General features: G+C 67.1%; 18 protein-coding genes and 1 tRNA gene. 16 read left to right on the top strand and 3 right to left on the bottom strand.

What is annotated here, in order from left to right:
• Positions 1–14: 14 nt before the first annotated feature.
• The 5 genes from hflC to ABDJ85_RS15125 are packed head-to-tail and all read left to right on the top strand — an operon-like array spanning position 15 to position 4,291.
• Complete coding sequence (gene hflC, locus ABDJ85_RS15145; RefSeq protein WP_347705626.1) at positions 15–908, top strand: protease modulator HflC; 894 nt, start codon at positions 15–17, stop codon at positions 906–908.
• Positions 909–910: 2 nt separating this feature from the next.
• Positions 911–1,099: a DUF2065 domain-containing protein gene (locus ABDJ85_RS15140; protein ID WP_347705625.1), complete on the top strand. Its 189-nt coding sequence runs from the start codon at positions 911–913 to the stop codon at positions 1,097–1,099.
• 59 nt (positions 1,100–1,158) lie between these two features.
• Entirely contained in the window at positions 1,159–2,310 is a 1,152-nt protein-coding gene (locus ABDJ85_RS15135; RefSeq protein ID WP_347705624.1) for an ATP phosphoribosyltransferase regulatory subunit, read from the top strand.
• A 44-nt stretch (positions 2,311–2,354) separates the two neighbouring features.
• On the top strand, positions 2,355–3,740 hold the full coding sequence (locus ABDJ85_RS15130) for an adenylosuccinate synthase (protein WP_347705623.1): 1,386 nt from the start codon (positions 2,355–2,357) through the stop codon (positions 3,738–3,740).
• A 29-nt stretch (positions 3,741–3,769) separates the two neighbouring features.
• Complete coding sequence (locus ABDJ85_RS15125; protein ID WP_347705622.1) at positions 3,770–4,291, top strand: phosphoribosyltransferase; 522 nt, start codon at positions 3,770–3,772, stop codon at positions 4,289–4,291.
• Between the two features lie 131 nt (positions 4,292–4,422).
• Here ABDJ85_RS15125 and ABDJ85_RS15120 read toward each other — a convergent pair.
• Positions 4,423–4,507 (bottom strand) — tRNA-Leu (locus ABDJ85_RS15120).
• Between the two features lie 112 nt (positions 4,508–4,619).
• Between ABDJ85_RS15120 and rnr the strand changes: the two genes are divergently transcribed.
• Positions 4,620–6,962, top strand: a complete 2,343-nt coding sequence (gene rnr, locus ABDJ85_RS15115; RefSeq protein ID WP_347705621.1) for a ribonuclease R — start codon at positions 4,620–4,622, stop codon at positions 6,960–6,962.
• On the opposite strand, the gene ABDJ85_RS15110 is transcribed toward rnr, so the two are convergent.
• Both ABDJ85_RS15110 and ABDJ85_RS15105 read right to left on the bottom strand, forming a co-directional pair.
• Positions 6,939–8,402 (bottom strand): NAD(P)H-hydrate dehydratase, encoded by a 1,464-nt coding sequence (locus ABDJ85_RS15110; protein WP_347705620.1) that lies wholly within the window; start codon positions 8,400–8,402, stop codon positions 6,939–6,941. The genes rnr and ABDJ85_RS15110 overlap by 24 nt on opposite strands.
• A gap of 12 nt (positions 8,403–8,414) precedes the next feature.
• On the bottom strand, positions 8,415–9,692 hold the full coding sequence (locus ABDJ85_RS15105) for an NAD(P)/FAD-dependent oxidoreductase (RefSeq protein ID WP_347705619.1): 1,278 nt from the start codon (positions 9,690–9,692) through the stop codon (positions 8,415–8,417).
• Positions 9,693–9,983: 291 nt separating this feature from the next.
• On the opposite strand from ABDJ85_RS15105, the gene rpsB reads away from it, so the two are divergent.
• From rpsB to ABDJ85_RS15055, 10 genes are all read left to right on the top strand, one after another.
• The gene (gene rpsB, locus ABDJ85_RS15100; protein ID WP_347705618.1) at positions 9,984–10,730 is read left to right on the top strand and encodes a 30S ribosomal protein S2; all 747 of its coding nucleotides are present in this window, start codon (positions 9,984–9,986) and stop codon (positions 10,728–10,730) included.
• A 75-nt stretch (positions 10,731–10,805) separates the two neighbouring features.
• Positions 10,806–11,711, top strand: a complete 906-nt coding sequence (tsf, locus tag ABDJ85_RS15095) for a translation elongation factor Ts (protein ID WP_347705617.1) — start codon at positions 10,806–10,808, stop codon at positions 11,709–11,711.
• 93 nt (positions 11,712–11,804) lie between these two features.
• A complete protein-coding gene (pyrH, locus tag ABDJ85_RS15090) occupies positions 11,805–12,515 on the top strand; it encodes a UMP kinase (protein ID WP_347705616.1) in 711 nt (236 codons plus the stop codon).
• Between the two features lie 13 nt (positions 12,516–12,528).
• A complete protein-coding gene (frr, locus tag ABDJ85_RS15085; RefSeq protein WP_347705615.1) occupies positions 12,529–13,089 on the top strand; it encodes a ribosome recycling factor in 561 nt (186 codons plus the stop codon).
• Complete coding sequence (gene uppS / locus ABDJ85_RS15080) at positions 13,089–13,823, top strand: polyprenyl diphosphate synthase (protein ID WP_347705614.1); 735 nt, start codon at positions 13,089–13,091, stop codon at positions 13,821–13,823. The genes frr and uppS overlap by 1 nt, the downstream gene beginning before the upstream one ends.
• The gene (locus tag ABDJ85_RS15075) at positions 13,823–14,662 is read left to right on the top strand and encodes a phosphatidate cytidylyltransferase (protein ID WP_347705613.1); all 840 of its coding nucleotides are present in this window, start codon (positions 13,823–13,825) and stop codon (positions 14,660–14,662) included. Before uppS ends, ABDJ85_RS15075 begins: the two co-directional genes overlap by 1 nt.
• Positions 14,659–15,828 (top strand): 1-deoxy-D-xylulose-5-phosphate reductoisomerase, encoded by a 1,170-nt coding sequence (gene ispC, locus ABDJ85_RS15070; RefSeq protein ID WP_347705612.1) that lies wholly within the window; start codon positions 14,659–14,661, stop codon positions 15,826–15,828. The genes ABDJ85_RS15075 and ispC overlap by 4 nt, the downstream gene beginning before the upstream one ends.
• A complete protein-coding gene (rseP, locus tag ABDJ85_RS15065) occupies positions 15,825–17,195 on the top strand; it encodes an RIP metalloprotease RseP (protein WP_347705611.1) in 1,371 nt (456 codons plus the stop codon). Before ispC ends, rseP begins: the two co-directional genes overlap by 4 nt.
• Positions 17,196–17,198: 3 nt before the next feature.
• A complete protein-coding gene (bamA, locus tag ABDJ85_RS15060; protein WP_347705610.1) occupies positions 17,199–19,514 on the top strand; it encodes an outer membrane protein assembly factor BamA in 2,316 nt (771 codons plus the stop codon).
• Positions 19,514–20,023 carry an OmpH/Skp family outer membrane protein gene (locus tag ABDJ85_RS15055; RefSeq protein WP_347705609.1) on the top strand — a complete coding sequence of 170 codons (510 nt, stop codon included), beginning with the start codon at positions 19,514–19,516 and terminating at the stop codon, positions 20,021–20,023. Before bamA ends, ABDJ85_RS15055 begins: the two co-directional genes overlap by 1 nt.
• Positions 20,024–20,025 lie beyond the last annotated feature (2 nt).

Here is a 20,025-nt window from a genome sequence, read left to right as displayed (position 1 = left end):
CGGAGACCCAAGCCATGAACCGTTTCACCAGCCTCATCGCCGGCGTCCTCGTTGCGCTGCTGGTCGCCAGCTCGATGCTCTTCATCGTCGATCAGCGCCAGTTCGCCGTCATCTACGCCCTGGGCGAGATCAAGGAAGTCATCACCGAGCCCGGGCTCAAGATCAAGCTGCCGCCACCGTTGCAGAACGTGGTCATGCTCGATCGCCGCGTGCAGACGCTCGACAGCCCCGAGTCCCGCCCCATCTTCACGGCCGAGAAGAAGAGCCTGGTCATCGACTGGCTGATCAAGTGGCGCATCACCGAGCCGCGTCAGTTCATCCGCACTAGCAATGCCGACATCCGCAACGCCGAGAACCGCCTCGCGCCCGTGGTGCAGGCCGCGTTCAACGAAGAGATCACCAAGCGCACCGTGATCGCCGTGCTGGCCTCTGAGCGCGAAAAGATCATGCAAGACGTGCGCAAGCGTCTGGCCGATGAAGCCAAGCAGTTCGGCATCGAGATCGTGGACGTGCGCATCAAGCGCGTGGACTTTGCGGCCGGCATCACCGAGTCGGTCTACCGCCGCATGGAGTCCGAGCGCAAGCGCGTGGCCAACGAGCTGCGCTCCACCGGCGCTGCCGAGGGTGAAAAGATCCGCGCCGATGCCGATCGCCAGAGCGAAGTCATCGTGGCCGAGGCCTTCCGCGACGCCCAGAAGGTCAAGGGCGAAGGCGATGCCAAGGCCTCGGCGCTGTACGCCGAGAGCTTTGGCCGCGACCCTCAGTTCGCCCAGTTCTATCGCTCGCTGGAGGCCTATCGCGCCTCGTTCCGCAACCGCAGCGATGTGATGGTGGTGGATCCCAGCAGTGACTTCTTCAAGGCCATGCGCGGGGCCCCGACCGGCGGCGCTGCCCCGGCCAAGAAGTAGGCGTGTCGAGCGACAGTCTCTGGCTGGCGCTGGGCCTCATGCTGGTCATGGAGGGATTGCTGCCCTTTGCCAGCCCGGCCCAGTGGCGCCAGCTGTTCGCGCGCTTGATGGCTCTGACGGACGGGCAGATCCGCTTCATCGGGCTGCTCAGCATGCTGGCTGGCATCGCCCTGTTGCTCGCACTGAGCTGAAGCCGTAAACCGGAAAAACGGCCCCGGTACAATGCCGTTTTTAACCGCCCCGCTTACCCATGTCGTCAGCCTGGCTGCTGCCTGAGCACATTGCCGATGTGCTGCCCTCGCAGGCCCGCCGCATAGAGGAACTCCGCCGCGAACTGCTCGACATGGCCCGCAGCTATGGCTGCGAGCTGGTCATGCCGCCGCTGATCGAGCACCTGGAGTCCCTGCTGTCTGGTGCCGGCCATGCCAGCGGGCTCAAGACCTTCAAGCTGGTCGACCAGCTCTCCGGCCGCACCCTGGGCCTGCGGGCGGACATGACCCCCCAAGCCGCACGCATCGACGCGCACCTGCTGAACCGCCAGGGCGTGACCCGGCTTTGCTATTGCGGCCCGGTGGCGCACACGCGGCCTGATGGCTTCCACACCAGCCGCGAGCCGCTGCAGTTCGGCGTCGAGGTCTACGGCCACGCCGGCCTGGAAGCCGACCTCGAGGTGCAGGATCTGGCGCTCGATGCCCTGCGCCGTGCCGGCCTGAAGGGTTTGGTGCTGGACCTTGGCGACGCGCGCCTGCTGCAAGGCTTGCTGGATGGTCGGCAACTGTCACCCGAAGCGCTCGCAGCACTGTCGGCCAAGGATGTGACCACCTTGCGTGAATTGACGGCCGATCTTCCGTCGGCCACGCGCGACGCCCTCTGCGCGCTGACGCGTCTGTACGGCGGCCTTGAGGTGCTTGAGCAGGCGAAGGCGCTGCTCCCCGACCACGCGCTCATCCGCGCGGCACTCGCTGACCTCGCCTGGCTGCACGGGCATCTGGAGGCGGTGCACCCCGAAGTGAAGCTTGGCTTCGACCTGGCCGACCTCACCGGCTACGCCTATTACAGCGGCGTGCGCTTTGGTGTGTACGCGGCTGGCAGCCCGGACGCCATCCTGCGCGGAGGCCGCTACGACGAAGTTGGCGCGGTGTTCGGCCGGCGGCGTCCCGCCGTTGGCTTCAGCCTGGATCTCAAGGCCATCGTGTCGCTGGGAGCCCAGACGCCGTTTGCAGCGGCCGTGCGCGCCCCCTGGGGCGAGGACGCCACTTTGCGCGCCGCCGTGCGCGACCTGCGGCAGCAGGGCCATACCGTCGTTTGCGTGCTGCCCGGGCATGAGCACGAAGGCGATGAATTCGAATGTGACCGCGAACTGGTTCGCGGCGGCTCGGGCTGGGAACTGCGCCCCCTCTAGCGCGGCCCCGACACTCAGACTCCCTCTTAGCAGGCAAGCAAAAGATGCACAGCAGCAGCGAAATCGCGCGTGGCCGAAACGTGGTCGTGGTGGGCACCCAGTGGGGTGACGAGGGCAAAGGCAAGCTCGTCGATTGGCTCACCGAAACGGCCTCGGGCGTGGTGCGCTTCCAGGGCGGCCACAACGCCGGCCACACCCTCGTCATCAATGGCGTCAAGACGGCCCTGCACCTGATCCCGAGCGGCATCATGCGACCGGGCGTCAAGTGCTACATCGGCAATGGCGTGGTGCTGTCCGCCGCCAAGCTCTTCGAGGAGATCGAAGGGCTGGAGAAGGCCAACGTCGAAGTGCGCTCGCGACTGCGTGTGTCCGAGGCCTGCCCGCTGATCCTGCCCTTCCATGCAGCCCTTGATGTGGCCCGTGAAGCCGCTCGTGAGCAAGGCGGGACCGAGAAGATCGGCACCACCGGCCGTGGCATCGGTCCGTCCTACGAGGACAAGATCGCTCGCCGCGCATTGCGCGTGCAAGACCTGAAATTCCCCGAGCGCTTTGCCGCCAAGCTGCGCGAATTGCTGGCCTTGCACAACCATGTGCTGACCAGCTTCCTCGGGTCGCGCAGCTTCGAATTCCCGGAAGGCCTGAAGCCCTACATCGCCAACGGCGAGGTGCAGTTCCAGCCGGTGTATGACGAAGCCATGCGCCACGCCGAGCTGCTCAAGCCCATGATGGCCGATGTCTCGCGCGAGTTGAACGAGGCTTCCAAGCGGGGCGAGAACCTGCTCTTTGAAGGCGCACAAGGCACCTTGCTCGACATCGATCACGGCACCTACCCCTATGTCACCTCCAGCAACTGCGTGGCCGGCAATGCCGCCGCAGGCTCGGGCGTGGGCCCTGGCATGCTGCACTACGTGCTGGGCATCACCAAGGCCTACTGCACGCGCGTGGGCGGTGGCCCGTTCCCGACCGAGCTGGATTGGGAAGCGAAGGGCACGCCCGGCTACCACATGAGCACCGTGGGTGCGGAGAAGGGTGTGACCACGGGCCGTGCGCGCCGTTGCGGCTGGTTTGACGCCGCGCTGCTCAAGCGGTCTGCGCAGGTCAACGGCTTGTCCGGCCTCTGCATCACCAAGCTCGACGTCCTGGAAGGCTTGTCCGAATTGCAGCTCTGCACCGGCTATGAACTCGACGGCGAGATCGTGGACTTGCTGCCCATGGGGGCGGACGACATCGCGCGCTGCAAGCCGATCTACGAGACCCTGCCCGGCTGGTCGGAGCCGACCGCTGGCGTGACGGACTTTGACCGCCTGCCCGTCAATGCGCGGCGCTATCTCCAGCGCATCGAGGAAGTGACGGGTGTGCCCATCCACGTGGTGTCCACCAGCCCCGACCGCGACCACACCATCGTCCTGCATCACCCCTATTCGGCCTGATACTTGCCGCTCGCTAAGGAGAAGCTGTGATGCTCACCGATGATGGCAAGCACCTCTATGTGTCCTGGGACGAGTACCACCTGTTGATCGAGCGGCTGGCGCTGAAGGTGCATGCCTCGGGCTGGAAGTTCGACCAGATCCTGTGCCTGGCGCGGGGCGGCATGCGGCCAGGGGACGTGCTCTCGCGCGTCTTCGACAAGCCGCTGGGCATCATGTCCACCAGCTCCTACCGTGCTGAAGCGGGCACCATCCAGGGCCGGCTCGATATCGCCAAGTACATCACTATGCCCTCCGGCGAACTGGGCGGCAAGGTGCTGCTGATCGACGATTTGGCCGACTCCGGCATCACGCTCAAGGCTGTGGTCGAACGCTTGCGCGGCATGCCTGCGATCCAGGAGCTGCGCTCCGCCGTGATCTGGACCAAGAAGGTCTCGGCCTACACGCCGGACTACTACTGCGAAATGCTGGAAACCTCACCTTGGATCCACCAGCCGTTCGAAGAGTACGACGGCATGGGCCCCGAGGCTTTGGCGAGGAAGTTTTCGGTTTGAGCGCCACCGGCTCGGAGCAAGGCTGCGAGCCCTTCGAGTGCCGGAGCGATGGCCCCAGGATGCCGTCCACTCGGTCAGCTCTTGGGCCCAGAATGACAAAAGCCGGCTTGTGGCCGGCTTTTGTTGAATTTTGGTGCCCAGGAGAGGACTCGAACCTCCACGGAGTTACCCGCTAGTACCTGAAACTAGTGCGTCTACCAATTCCGCCACCTGGGCAAGGTGACCAGTCAACTTGATTCAAGTTCTCTGGCCGTCTCAGGAAGACAAAGACTATAGCACAGAACCATTGAAGAATTCAAAGACGATCAAGCCGGCAAGTCCCGGCCCCATGGGTGAAGTCGAGGGTGTCCTGCAAGGGCATCGAGACGGCCACGGTTTCCTGATTCCCGACGACGGCTCGCCCGACGTTTACCTGCCGCCGCAGGAAGTGCATGCCGTGATGCACGGCGACCGATTGCGGGTGCGCGTGCAGCGGCTCGACAAGCGCGGCCGGCCCGAGGGCAAGGTGCTCGAGATCCTCGAGCGCAAGAAGCGTCCCATCATCGGCCGCCTGCTGCTGGAGAGCGGCGTGTGGCTGGTGGCGCCGGAGGACCGGCGCATGGGTCAGGACATCCTCGTACCCAAGAACGGCATCGCCAATGCCACTGCCGGCCAGGTGGTGGCGGTGGAGTTGACCGAGCCGCCGACGCTCTATTCGCAGCCCGTGGGCCGTGTGGTCGAGGTGCTGGGCGAGATCGACGACCCGGGCATGGAGATCGAGATCGCGGTGCGCAAGTACGACGTGCCGCACAGCTTCAGCGCCGCCACGCTGGCCCAGGCCGCCAAGCTGCCCGACCGCTTGCGCGCGGCAGACCTCAAGCAGCGCGTGGACCTGCGTGACGTGCCCCTCGTCACCATCGATGGCGAGGACGCCCGCGACTTTGACGACGCCGTTTACTGCGAGCCCTACAAGCAGGGCCGAGGCAAGCAGGCCGTTGAGGGCTGGCGTTTGCTGGTCGCGATCGCCGACGTGAGCCACTACGTCAAGCCCGGCGATGCGCTCGACGAAGACGCCTACGAACGCGCCACTTCGGTGTACTTCCCGCGCCGCGTGATCCCGATGCTGCCGGAGAAGCTCTCCAACGGCCTGTGCTCGCTCAACCCGGGCGAGGACCGGCTCTGCATGGTCTGCGACATGCTCGTCACCAAGGACGGCACTGTCACGGCCTACCAGTTCTACCCGGCCGTGATGCACTCGCACGCGCGCTTCACCTACAACGAGGTCGCGGCCATCCTGGGCAATACGCATGGCCCTGAGGCTGCCAAGCGCCGGACGTTGGTGGGGCACCTGGTGCATCTGCATGAAGTCTTCCGCGCCTTGCTGGCCGAGCGCCAGCGGCGTGGTGCGATCGACTTCGAGACCACCGAGACCCAGATCGTCTGTGACGACAACGGCCGCATCGAACGCATCGTGCCGCGCACGCGCAACGACGCCCACCGCTTGATCGAGGAAGCCATGCTGGCTGCCAACGTCTGCGCGGCCGACTTCATCGCGACGCACAAGCACGCATCGCTCTACCGCGTGCACGAGGGCCCAACGCCCGAAAAGCGTGCCGCGCTGCAGGCCTATCTGCGGGCCCTGGGCATCGGCCTCGGTGTCAGCGACGACCCGCACCCGCGCGAGTTCCAGTCCCTGGCCCAGGCCACCAAGGGTCGGCCCGACGCGGCGCAGATCCACACCATGCTGCTGCGCTCCATGCAGCAGGCGATCTACACCGGCACCAACTCCGGCCACTTCGGTCTGGCCTATCCGGCCTACACCCACTTCACCAGCCCCATCCGCCGCTACCCGGACCTGCTGGTGCACCGCGTGATCAAGGCCTTGCTGGGCGAGAAGCGCTATCTGCTTGATGCTCACAAGATGACGGCGGCCAAGGTCGAGAAGCGTCCGGGCCGCCCTGCGCCGCCCGACCCCGCCAAGGCCCGCAATGAAGCCGAGCGCTGGGAAGTGGTGGGCGCGCATTGCAGCGCCAACGAGCGCCGTGCCGACGAAGCCAGCCGGGACGTCGAGGCCTGGCTCAAGTGCCGCTTCATGCGTGAACGCCTGGGTGAGGAATTCGCGGGCACTGTGTCCTCGGTCGCCAGCTTCGGCCTCTTCGTGCAGCTGAGCGAGCTCTACGTCGAAGGCCTGGTGCACATCTCCGAGCTGGGTGGCGAGTACTACCACTTTGACGAGGTGCGTCAGGAGCTGCGCGGTGAGCGCACGGGCATCCGCTACGCGGTAGGCACCAAGGTCCGGGTGCAGGTCAGCCGGGTCGATCTGGACGGCCGCAAGATCGATTTCCGTCTCGTCAAGGAAGTTGACCCAGGGCGCGCTGCGGCCAAACAGGCCGTGGAGCGCGCGGGGCGCAAGAAGGCCGGCGCGACGCGGCCGGCGCGGGGCGATGCGGCACGCGAACCGATCAGCGCTGTCGAGGCGCTGGACGAGGTGCGCCGCGTCGACCGGGCCGTCAAGCAGCAGCGCAAGGCCGCCGCGGAGGCCAATCCGGTAAGGGCCGCCAAACAGGCGGCCAAGCGAGCGTCCAAGAGTGCAGCGAAGAGCGCTGCTGGCAGCGACACCAGGAAGGCCAGCGGCAAGACTGCGGACCGGGCCGCAGCCAAGGCCGCATCACGCGGCGCCAAGCGTCGCTGACAGGCGCTCGATCAGGGTCGAGGCACGCAGGGGCAGTGCCTCGCCCGCAGCACCGTGCTGGCTGACGGCCCTGCCGCACAGTGCATGCAGGTCCGCCTCGGGCTCCGGTGCCCACAAGCCGGCCAGCCAGCCAGCCAGTACGTCTCCCGTGCCGGCGCTGGCCAAGGCTGCGCTGCCGCGCGGGCAAACGCCCAAGCGGTGGCCCGGCGATGCGATCACGCTGCCCGAGCCTTTCAGGACCACGCTGCAGCCATAGCGCTCGGCCAGGTTCTGTGCGGCACGCAGGCGGTCGGCCTGTATCTCCGGCACCGTGCAACCGAGCAGGCGTGCGGCCTCCAGCGGATGGGGCGTGAGTACCGTGGGCTGCGTGCGAGCCTGCAGGGCCGAGGTCAAAGCGGCTGAACCGGCCACTGCGTTCAGGGCATCGGCATCCAGCACCAGCCGCGCGGCTTGCGCAAGCAGGCCCGGCAGGTGCGTGGCGATGGCGGCGCCGCCCCCACAGCCTGCGAGCGTGACGACGCCGGGCTGCGCCACGGCGGGCTCGGCGCCAGCGCGCATCAGTTCGGGCCAGGCTGGGTCGGCCGGGCCGGGCGCATTGGACAGTGCGTCCAGGTAAACGCGTCCCGCCCCGGCCGCCAGCGCCGCGCGGGCGGCCAGGCGTGCGGCGCCTTCCATGCCCGCCGCACCACCCACCACGCGCACACTGCCTTGGCTGCCCTTGTGGGCCGTGGCATCGCGCGGCATGGGGCGCAGCGCGTCGTCGCCCAGCAGCTCGGCGTCCGCCGGGTGATGGGCGCCGGGGGGGCTCACGTCCAGGTCGTCAAACCAGACCTGACCGGCGTGCGCGCGGCCTGCGCCGGTGAAGAGGCCGGGCTTCAGCGTCAACAGACTCAAGGTGTGGTCGGCGCGCACCGTGTGCTCGCCCAGCGCCGTGCCGGTGTCGGCCATCAGTCCGCTGGGCAGGTCCACCGCCAGCACGCGCGCGCCTTGGGCAGCAAACTTGGCTACGCCGTGCAGGCTGGCCGCCACCGCCCCGGCCGGCGGCCGCGACAGACCCAGTCCCAACAGCGCGTCGACGATGAGCGCAGGGGTGGTGTCCGGGGGCTCGGCATGGATCGGCAGCCCGGCGGCCAGCGCCCGCGCGTGCGCTGCCGCAGCGTCGGGCGGCAGGGCACCCGCATCGGCGCTGAGCGAGACGTGCACCGGCAGACCATGCGCAGCCAGCCAGCGTGCGGCGACCAGGCCGTCCCCGCCGTTATTGCCCGGGCCGCAGGCCACCCAGATGGGACCCGAGCCCGGCCACAGCGCCAGTGCCAGCTTGGCCACGGCCAGCCCGGCGCGCTCCATCAGCGGCAGGTGGGTGTTTTGACGTTCAATCGCGCGGCTACTGGCGGCGCCGTAGAGCGGCATGCGTTCGAGCGGAGGGTGGAGGGCGCGCATGCTCCCAGCTTCTCAGCGCAGGCGCTGGACGTCCAGTGCAGCGGCATCAACGGCTGACGTGCGGCCCACGATGCTGTCGGCCAGATACGCCGCCGCGCCGCAGGCAAAGCCCCAGCCCCAGTCGGTGGCTGCGTTGTGCAGCCAGATGCCCGTCTGCGCCGTGCGCCCCAGCAGCGGGGCACCGTCGGGCACGACCGCGCGGACACCGTGCCAATGCACCGCTTGCGCGTGCTGACCGCTGCCGGGAAACCAGGCCTGCAGTGCGCGGTGCAGCAGTTCAAAGTCCTCAGGGCCGGGCGCGCGCTCGGAGGCACTCACCAGCGCGTGCCGGCCCGCCACGCGAACGCGCTGCCCGATGCGCGCGATCGCACAGCCACGCGCGGCATCGATCACCGCCGATTGCGGCCCCAGCTCCGGGTGCGCCTCCAGCACCCTGAGGGGCAAGGTGACCGACAGTTCGCGCCACAGTGCCATGGGCGTGGTCAGGCCCGCGAGGCGCAGACCCTCGCTGCCGGCGCACAGCACCACGGCCTCAAAGTCTTCGACTTGCTCGCCCGGCGGTGCGGACAGCGTGTCGGCGGCGTCCCGGCGCTGGCGCACGCCCGTCGCGGGCTCTGGTGGCGGGTCGTATCGGTGGCGGAGTTGGACCGGTGTGCCGCCAGCCAGGCCTTCGACCGTGGTGTGGAAGCGGAAGTTCACGCCCGCGCGCTGCGCGTGGCCGCGCAGGGCTTGTGCAAACAGGCGGCCATTGCCGGCACCGGCCGCCGCCACGGCGAGGGCGCCTGCGAGCTTGGCATCGCGGGCCAGGCCCGGTTCGAGCCGGCGTGCGGATTCGGCATTCAGCCAGGTGGCGGCGACGCCCAGTTCGGCCCACGCCGAGGCATGGGCCTCCAGCGCTTTGTGTTCGCTGCTCGATGCCGCCAGCACCAGCAAACCGGGGTGGGATTCGTCCTCCAGGCTCAGCTCGCGTCGCAAGCTCGCCAGCGTCTCCAGGCCGGCGAGGCTGAGGGCCGTCCACGCGGCGGGGAAGCCGCCCGAGCCCTGCCGGTTGGCGCGCCATTGCTGCCAACGCCAGGCCAGCGAGCTCTTGGGCTGCGCCGGCAGCAGGCCGGGCGCCGCCGGCAAGGTGACGGCTGCGCCGGCAAAGCTGGCGCGTTCCGCGATGCTGCCGCTGCGCTCGAAGACCGTGACCGCGCAGCCCCGTTGCGCCAGCTCCCAGGCTGTGCAGACGCCCGCCAGACCCGCGCCCACCACGGCCACGCGCTGGCCGCTTGCGAGGGCGCCGCTCATGGCGCGGGCAGGCGCGCCAAGCCGGCCTGGCCGAGGTGAGGGCGCTGATGGAGGCGTTCGAAGGCGTGGGCGAGTTCGAAAGGGGGAGGGGCGGGCCGCTGGCGCGTCATCTTCTGTGTATACTCTGCGGGTTTTGCCGGGGGTGCATCCTCTGGTCAAGCCGCTGTCTCAGTCGGGGCAGCGAAATCGCAAACCGGCCCCCAAAGGTGTCGTCGTTGCTGCAGGCCTTGAATGGGTCTGCTAGGCATGCGATTCGGGCCGGATTTTAGAACCAACCTTCGGAGAAGACCCATGTCTGTCACGATGCGCGAGATGCTGGAAGCCGGCGTCCATTTCGGCCACCAAACCCGCTTCTGGAATCCCAAGATGGCCCCGTATATCTACGGCCATCGCAACAAGATCCACATCATCAACCTCGAGAAGACGCTGCCCGCGTTCAACGAGGCCACCAAGTTCATCCGCCAACTCGCGGCCAAGCGCGGCACCATCCTGATGGTCGGCACCAAGCGCCAGGCCCGTGAGGTGATCGCCGCTGAAGCCCAGCGCGCCGGCATGCCTTTTGTGGACCAGCGCTGGCTGGGCGGCATGCTGACCAACTTCAAGACGGTCAAGACCTCGCTGAAGAACCTGAAGGACATGCAGGCCCAGATCGACGCCGGCACCCAGCCCGCGATCAAGAAGGAAGCCCTGATGTTCCAACGCGAAGTCGCCAAGCTCGAAAAGAACATCGGCGGCATCCAGGACATGAGCGCGCTGCCTGATGCCATCTTCGTGATCGACGTCGGCTATCACAAGATCGCCGTGGCTGAAGCCAAGAAGCTCGGCATCCCCGTCATCGGCGTGGTGGACACCAACCACTCGCCCCTGGGCATCGACTACGTGATCCCCGGCAACGACGACTCGGCCAAGGCCGTGGCCCTCTACGCCCGCGCCATCGCTGATGCCGTGCTCGAAGGCAAGGCCAACGCTACCGCCGACGTGCTGGCGGCCGTGGCCCCGGCTGGCGAAGAGTACGTCGAGGTCTCCGAAGAGGCCTGAGCCCTTCCCCTCACCATCAAAAAGGGGCTTGAGAAAGCCCCTTTTGTCCAACCTGATTCCCCTGGAGAGAGACACATGGCTGCAATCACCGCAAGCATGGTGGCCGAGCTGCGCGCCCGCACCGACGCCCCGATGATGGAGTGCAAGAAGGCGCTGACCGAGGCGGAGGGCGACCTGACCCGCGCGGAAGAGATCCTGCGCGTCAAGCTGGGCAACAAGGCCGGCAAGGCCGCGTCGCGCATCACCGCCGAAGGCATGGTGGCTTCGGCCGTCGTCGGCGGCAACGGCGCGCTGATCGAGGTCAACTGCGAGACTGACTTCGTCTCCAAGAACGACGCTTTCAAGGCCTTCGTGGGCGCACTGGCTGGTCTGGTGGCCGAGCACAACCCCGCCGACGTGGCTGCGCTGTCGGCCCTGCCGCTGAGCCAAGAAGGCTTTGGCCCGACCGTTGAGGACGTGCGCAAGGGTCTGGTTGGCAAGATCGGCGAGAACATGAGCATCCGCCGCTTCCACCGCTACGCCAACACCACCCTGGCCCAGTACCTGCACGGCACGGGCATTGGCGTGCTGGTCGAGTACGCTGGTGACGATGTCGCCGCCAAGGACGTGGCCATGCAAATTGCCGCTTCGACCAAGGGCACCCGTGTCCAGGCCATCGACGCCTCGGGCGTGTCGGCCGAGCTGATCGCCAAGGAGCGCTCGCTGGCCGAACAGAAGGCTGCCGAGTCCGGCAAGCCGGCCGACATCGTTGCCAAGATGGTGGAAGGCTCGGTGCAGAAGTTCCTCAAGGAGGTCTCGCTGCTTGACCAAGTCTTCGTCAAGGCTGCCGACGGCAAGCAGACCGTGGGCCAGATGCTCAAGCAAAAGGCCACCACGGTGAAGCACTTCACCCTCTACGTGGTGGGTGAAGGCATCGAGAAGAAGCAAGACGACTTTGCCGCCGAGGTGGCTGCCCAGGTGGCCGCCGCCAAGGGTCAGTAAAGATCCTTGACTCCTTGCAAGGGCGCCCGGCACACCACCGAGGCGCCCTTTAAACTTCTGCCCGTTTCGCCGACTGTCACACCCGAGGAATCCATGCCCGCGTACAAACGCATCCTGCTCAAACTCTCCGGCGAAGCCCTGATGGGCGACGACGCCTATGGCATCAACCGAGCCACCATCGTGCGCATGGTGCAAGAGGTCCGTGAGGTGACCGAGCTGGGCGTGGAAGTGGCCGTCGTGATTGGCGGCGGCAACATCTTCCGCGGCGTGGCTGGCGGTTCGGTCGGCATGGACCGCGCGACGGCTGACTACATGGGCATGCTGGCCACGGTGATGAACTCGCTCGCGCTGGCTGACACCATGCGCCAGGAGGGCATGACGGCCCGCGTGATGAGCGCCATCGGTATCGAGCAGGTGGTTGAGCCCTATGTGCGCCCCAAGGCCCTGCAGTACCTCGAAGAGGGCAAGGTCGTCGTCTTCGCCGCTGGCACCGGCAACCCCTTCTTCACCACCGATACGGCCGCCGCCCTGCGCGGGGCCGAGGTGGGCGCCCAGATCGTGCTCAAGGCCACCAAGGTGGACGGTGTCTACACGGCCGACCCCAAGAAGGACCCCAGCGCCACGCGCTACGCCAGCATCACTTTCGACGAAGCCATTTCCAAGAACCTGCAGGTGATGGACGGCGCCGCGTTTGCGCTCTGCCGTGACCAAAAGCTGCCGATCAAGGTGTTCAGTATCTTCAAGGCTGGCGCGCTCAAGCGCGTCGTGCAGGGTGAAGACGAAGGCACCCTGGTCCACGTTTGACGAGAGAACTGCGATGAGCACTGCTGACATCAAGAAGAACGCCGAGGGCCGCATGGCCAAGTCGGTCGAGGCCCTCAAGAACGAGCTGCACAAGATCCGCACCGGGCGTGCTCACCCCGGCATCCTGGACCAGGTGCATGTCGACTACTACGGCTCGCCGGTGCCGATTTCGCAGGTCGCCAACGTCAGCCTGCTAGATGCCCGCACCATCTCCGTCCAGCCCTGGGAAAAGGGTATGGGCGCCAAGATCGAGAAGGCCATCCGCGAGAGCGACCTCGGCCTCAACCCCTCGGCCCAGGGCGACCTGATCCGCGTGCCGATGCCGCCGCTGACCGAAGAGCGCCGCAAGGACCTGACCAAGGTCGTGCGCAATGCGGGCGAAGACGCCAAGGTGGCTGTGCGCAATCTGCGCCGTGACGCCAACGACCAAGCCAAGAAGCTGCTGAAGGACAAGGAAATCGGCGAAGACGAAGAGCGCCGCAGCCTTGATGAAGTCCAGAAGCTGACCGACCGGGTCATCACCGAGATCGACAAGCTGATCGCGGCCAAGGAAGCCGAGATCCTCGCCGTTTGATGCGCGGCAGCACGACCGTGCCGGGCTCCGAACAGCTCACGCCGCCGCGTCACATCGCGGTGGTCATGGACGGCAATGGCCGCTGGGCCAAGAAGCGCTTTCTGCCGCGCTTCTTCGGCCACAAGCAGGGCGTGGACGCGCTGGTCAAGGTCGTTCAGGCCTGCATCGACCGCAAGGTCGAGTACCTCACCGTGTTCGCCTTCTCCAGCGAGAACTGGCGCCGCCCGCAGGACGAGGTCTCGGGCCTGATGGGCCTGGTGCTGGCGGCGGTGTCGCGCTACCTGGCCAAGATGGGCCAGCTGGGCGTGCGCATCCGCATCGTTGGCGACCGCGAATCGGTGTCCGACAAGCTGCGCCAGGCCTGGAACGAAGCCGAGTCAGCCACCGCGCACAACACCAAGCTCACGCTGTCCGTCGCCTTCAACTACGGCGGCCGCTGGGACATCGTGCAGGCGGCGCGCAAGGCGATTGCCGCTGGCGTGCCGGCCGACGAACTGACCGAGGCCAAGCTGTCCGAGTACACGGCCATGGCCTTTGCGCCTGACCCCGACCTCTTCATCCGCACCGGGGGCGAGGTGCGCATCAGCAACTTCCTGCTGTGGCAGGTGGCGTACACCGAGTTCGTCTTCTCCGACTGTCTGTGGCCCGAGTTCGGCGAGAAGGAACTCGATGCCGCGATTGCCGAGTTCCACGCCCGCGACCGGCGCTTTGGCGGCGTCAAGGACGCCAGCTGATGCTCAAGACCCGCATCCTCACGGCCGTGGTGCTGCTGGCGGTGCTGCTGCCCGAGATCTTTGCGGCATCGCCCTGGCCCTTCGCCTGGGTCACGGTGCTGATGATGGCGGCCGCAGGTTGGGAGTGGTGCAGGCTTAACGGCCTGCCTGGGTCGGGCGCGTTGGCGGGGGGTGTGCTGCTTGGCGGCGCCTGCGTGGCGACCTTGCTGACCCTGGGCATCACCGCGCCGCCGCCGGCCGTGTGGTGGCTGGCCGGCGGCGCCTGGGTGCTGGGTGGCGCCTGGGCCCTGCGCCAGGGCCCGACGGGCTGGCCGCGCATGGCGCCCGCCCTGCGCATTGCGCTGGGCGCCGTGCTGCTGTGGGGCGCGTGGATCGCCATCGTGCAGGCCAAGGCCGTGGGCACCAATTTCCTGCTCTCCATCTTCTGCCTGGTCTGGATGGCCGACATCGCTGCCTACGCCGGCGGGCGCGCGTTCGGCAAGCGCAAGCTGGCGCCCGGCATCAGCCCCGGCAAGAGCTGGGAAGGCGTCTGGACGGGCATGGTGGGTGTGCTGGTGCTCGGCTTTGTGTGGGTGCACATCATTGACGTGCGCCTGCCGGTGGACAGCGCCAGCCTGTACACGCGCCTGGTGCGGCAACTGGGTGCCACCAGCCTCTTGGCCGTGCTCTTCCTGGCGGCGATGAGCGTCGTGGGCGACCTCTTCGAGTCCTTGATCAAGCGCGCTGCAGGTGCCAAGGACAGCAGCGGGCTGCTGCCCGGCCATGGTGGCGTGCTCGATCGCATCGACGCGCTGCTGCCCGTCTTCCCGCTCGCTCTGGCGCTGGCCAGCCACGCATGAGTTCCCTGCAACGCGTCTGCGTGCTGGGGTCCACTGGCTCCATCGGCGTCAACACGCTGGACGTGATCGCCCGGCACCCGGATCGCTACGAGGTCGTCGCGCTGTCGGCCATGAGCCGCGTCGATGCGCTGGCCGCACAGTGCCTGACCTGGCGCCCGCGTTTTGCCGTGATGCCCGACCGTGCGGCAGCCGCGCAACTGCGTGCGCAGTTGCGAGAGGCTGGCTGCGCGACCGAGGTGCTGGACGGCGCTGAGGCGCTGGCCGAGGTCGCTGCACACCCCGAGGTGGACACGGTGATGGCCGCCATCGTCGGCGCTGCCGGCCTGGCGCCTGCCATGGCCGCCGCACGCGCCGGCAAGCGCCTGCTGCTGGCCAACAAGGAGGCCATCGTGCTCGGGGGCGCGCTCTTCATGCGCGCGGTGGAGGAGGGCGGCGCCACCTTGCTGCCCATCGACAGCGAGCACTCGGCCATCTTCCAGTGCCTGCCGGAAGATCGCAGCACCTGGCACGCGCGCATCGACCACATCGTGCTCACCGCATCGGGTGGGCCCTTCCGCACCCGCGACCCGGCAACCCTGGGCGACGTGACGCCCGACCAAGCCTGCGCCCACCCGAATTGGGTCATGGGCCGCAAGATTTCGGTGGACTCGGCCACCATGATGAACAAGGCGCTCGAAGTCATCGAGGCGCGCTGGCTCTTCGGTCTTGCGCCCGAGCAGATCAAGGTGCTGATCCACCCGCAGAGCATCATCCACTCGATGGTGGTCTGCCGCGACCAGTCGGTGCTGGCGCAACTGGGCACGCCCGATATGCGGGTGCCCATCGCCTATGGGCTGTCTTTCCCTGAGCGTGTCGAGTCTGGCGCCAGCCGGCTCGACCTGCTCAGCACGCCCGCACTCAGTTTTGAAGAGGCCGACGAGCGCCGCTTTCCCGGCTTGCATCTGTCCTGGCAGGCGCTGCGCGCCGCTGAGGGCAGTACCGCCGTGTTGAACGCGGCCAATGAAGTGGCGGTCGAGGCCTTCCTGAGCGGCCGGCTGCGCTTCGACCGCATCCATGCGCTGAACCGCGCCTGCCTGGACAGCATCGTGCCCGGCGACTGCGGCAGCATCGAGGCCTTGCTCGACCTGGACGCCCGGGCCCGCACCAAGGCGCGCGAGTTGCTATGAGCCCGGCCGACCTGCCACCCTTTTTGCTCGCGGTCGCCTTCCTGATCGCCGTGCATGAGTGGGGGCACTTCCGCATGGCGCGGGCTTGCGGCGTCAAGGTGCTGCGCTTCTCGGTCGGATTCGGGCGCGTGCTGTGGCGCCGCGTCGGGCGCGACGGCACGGAGTTCACGCTCGCCATGCTGCCGTTGGGTGGCTATGTGCGCATGCTCGACGAGCGCGATGGCCCCGTCAGCCCTACCGAGCGCCAGCATGCCTTCAACCAACGCCCGCTGCGGCAGCGCGCCGCCATCGTTGCGGCCGGGCCGGTGGTGAACTGGTTGGTCGCCATCCTGATGTTCACCCTCGTCGCCTGGATGGGCGCCGACGTGCCCAAGGCCGTGCTCGGCACGCCTGTGCCCGCCACAGCGGCTGAGCGGGCGGGCATCCGGTCGGGCGACTGGGTGCATGCCGTTTCTTCCGACGGTCAAAGCTGGGATGAGGTGCGCGGCCTGCCCGAACTGCTGGACGCTGTGGCCCGTGCCCAGGCGCTTCGTGAGGACCTCTACCTCAACGTGACGGATGGCCAGGGGCGCGGTGAGCGCCGGTTGCACCTGGACATGACAGCCCCCGCCGACGCCTCGATCGGCGCGCGCGTGCTGCAGTCGGTCGGGATCCTGCCCTACGCCGCGCCGCTGGTGAGCAGCGTCAAGCCGGAAGGCCCCGGCGCCCAGGCTGGCTTGCAGCCGGGTGACCGTGTGCTGGCCATCAACGGCCGGGCCGTCGAAGACGCCGGGCAACTGCGCAGCCTGATCCGGGCCGCACCCATCGATGACGTGGCGCCCCAGTCGCTGCTGCTGCGCATCGAGCGCCACGGCCAGGTGCTGGAGCTCGGCGCCACGCCCCGTGCGGTGACCGAGAACGGCCAGCGGTTTGCCCGGCTGGAGATCGGCATTGGCGCGGCACCGGAGCGTGTCAGCGTCAGCTACGGTCTGCTGGACGGCGTCGCCAAAGGCGCGCAGGACAGCTGGAACCTGGCCGTGCTCACGGTCCGCATGATCGGGCGCATGCTGGTCGGCGAAGCCTCGGTCAAGAACCTCAGCGGCCCGCTGTCGATTGCCGAATATGCGGGCCAGTCCGCGCGTGCCGGCCTCGCGCCGTTCTTCGACTACCTGGGCAAGATCTCCCTGAGCCTGGCGGTGCTGAACCTGCTCCCGCTGCCAATGCTCGATGGCGGACACCTCATGTATCATCTTTTCGAGGGTCTGAGTGGCCGCCCCGTCTCCGAATGGTGGCAGCAGCAACTCCAGCGCGTCGGCGCGCTGATCCTGATGCTGATGATGGCCTTGGCCCTTTCCAACGACGTGGCCCGCCTAGCGGGCTGGCACTGATCGATGTCCTCTCCTGTTCGCTTCGGAGCGCGTCTGCGCCCCACTTTCCTGACGTTGACACTTGCCGGCCTGCTGCTCCATGCGAGCTCGGCCTGGGCCGTCGATCCCTTCGTGCTCAAAGACATCCGCGTCGAGGGCCTGCAGCGCACCGACCCCGGCACCGTCTTCGCCTCGCTGCCCTTCCGCATCGGCGACACCTACAACGACGAAAAGGGCGCCGCCGCACTGCGCGCCCTGTTCGCCACGGGCCTCTTCAAGGACGTCAAGATCAACATCGACGGCAGCTCCGTCGTGGTGATCATTGACGAGCGCCCCATCATCGCCAACGTGACCTATGTCGGGCTCAAGGAGTTCGACAACGAGGCGCTGACCAAGTCGCTGAAGGACGTGGGCATCGGCGAAGGCAAGCCTTTCGACAAGGCCTTGGCCGACCGCGCCGAGCAGGAGCTCAAGCGCCAGTACCTGACCCGCAGCCTCTACGGCGCTGAGGTGACGACGACGATCACCCCGATCGAGCGCAACCGCGTCAACGTCAGCTTCAACGTGACCGAAGGCGAACCGGCCCGCATCAAGGACATCCGCATCGTCGGCAACAAGGTGTTCTCCGAGAGCACCCTGCTGGGTCTCTTCGAGCAGACCACCTCCGGCTGGCTGACCTGGTACACCAAGACCGACCGCTACTCGCGCGCCAAGCTCAACGCCGACCTGGAAACCCTCGGAAGCTACTACCGCAATCGTGGCTACCTGGAGTTCGCCGTCACCTCGACCCAGGTCACGATCTCGCCCGACAAACAGAACATCAGCATCGCCATCACCGTGAGTGAGGGCCAGCCTTACACGGTCACCGGCGTGAAGCTGGAGGGCGACTACCTCGGGCGCGAGGACGAGTTCAAGCACCTCATCAAGCTCAAGCCCGGCCAGTCCTACAACGGCGAGCTGGTCGTGCAGACCACGCGGGCCTTCACCGACTACTACGGCGGCTTCGGCTACGCCTTCGCCCGCGCCGACAGCCGGCCCGAGATCGACCGAGCCAACGCCCAGGCCGTGATCACCCTGGTGGGCGAGCCGAACCGACGCGTCTACGTGCGCAAGGTCATCATCTCGGGCAACACCCGCACGCGGGACGAAGTCATCCGCCGCGAGTTCCGCCAGTTCGAGTCCGCCTGGTACGACGGCGAAAAGATCAAGGCCTCCCAGAAGCGGGTCGAGCGTCTCGGCTACTTCAAGGAGAAGGAAGTCAACATCGAGACCCAGGAGGTGCCCGGCGCACCTGACCAGGTTGACCTGGTGTTGACCGTGGTCGAGAACCCGACCGGCTCCATCAGCGTGGGTGCTGGCTACTCCAGCTACACCAAGCTGTCCTTCCAGGGCTCGCTGCGGCAGGACAACGTGTTCGGCTCCGGCCACTACCTGGGCGTTGACATCTCGACCGCGCGCACCGGCCGCGTGTTCCAGGTCAGCACCGTGGACCCGTACTTCACGGTGGACGGCGTCTCGCGCTCCATCGAAGCCTTCTACCGCACCAACAAGCCCTACAACACGCTCGGCGACCCCTTCGAGTTCATCACCCAGGGCGGCGCCTTGCGCTTTGGTGTGCCCTACTCTGAGGACGACACCGTCTTCTTCGGTATCGGCTACGAGCAGACCAAGATCACCACGACGCGCGGCCTGCCCAACAGCTACTTCCTCTACCGCCAGCAGTTCGGCGAGAAGAGCGACTCCGTGCCGCTGACCATTGGCTGGTCGCGCGACACGCGTGACAGCGTCATCACCCCGACCAAGGGCAGCTTCAAGCGCGTCAACGTCGAACTCTCCCCGCTGGGTGATGCCCGCTTCGGGCGCGCCAACGTCCAACTGCAGCAGTACATCGACATCACCAACAAGATCTCGCTGGGCGTGAACAGCGAGTTGGGCTGGGGCTTCGGCCTGGGCGGCCGCCCGTACCCGATCTTCAAGCACTTCTACGGGGGTGGTCTGGGCTCGGTGCGCGTGTTCGAGTCCGGCTCGCTCGGCCCGGTGGACATCAACGGCGCCTACTTTGGCGGCAACCGCCGCGCCAACATCAATGCCGAGCTCTACCTGCCCGTGCCGGGCTCGGGCAATGACAAGAGCTTCCGCCTCTTCCTGTTCGCCGATGCCGGCAACATCTGGGGCCCGAAAGATAAGATCACTACCGACAGCATTCGGGCCTCGGCCGGTGTCGGCATCTCCTGGATCTCGCCCATGGGCCCGCTGCGCCTCAGCTATGGCACGCCGATCCGCAAGCAGCCGGGCGATAGAATCGAACGTTTCCAATTCCAAGTCGGGACTGCATTCTGATGATCAGCAAGTTTGTGAAAGTGGCTGCCTTGGCTGCAGCCTTGACCATGCCGGCGCTGGCAGTTCAAGCCCAGGAATTGAAGATCGGCTACGTCAACAGCGAGCGCGTGCTGCGTGAGTCCAACCTCGCCAAGGCCGCACAGACCAAGCTGGAAGCCGAGTTCGGCAAGCGCGAGAAGGATCTCGTCGGGCTGGACAACAAGCTGCGCGCCACGGCCGAGAAGTTGGAGAAGGACGCCCCGACCTTGTCCGAGGCCGAGCGTAGCCGCCGCCAGCGCGATTTCCTGGAGCAGCAGCGCGACCTTGAGCGCAAGCGCCGCGAGTACCAGGAAGACGTCACCCAGCGTCGCAATGAAGAACTGTCCGCTGTGGTCGAGAAGGCCAACCGCGTGATCAAGCAGATCTTCGACAACGAGAAGTACGACCTCATCCTGCAGGATGCGATTCACTTCAGCGCTCGCGTCGACATCACCAAGAAGGTGCTCGACGCCCTCAACGCGCAGAAGTAAGG

The organism is Roseateles paludis (assembly GCF_039872745.1).
In the GTDB taxonomy this organism is placed as follows: domain Bacteria; phylum Pseudomonadota; class Gammaproteobacteria; order Burkholderiales; family Burkholderiaceae_C; genus Pelomonas; species Pelomonas paludis.
The sequence above is the reverse complement of the archived record's forward strand: the minus strand, read 5'-3'. Positions and strand labels throughout refer to the sequence as shown.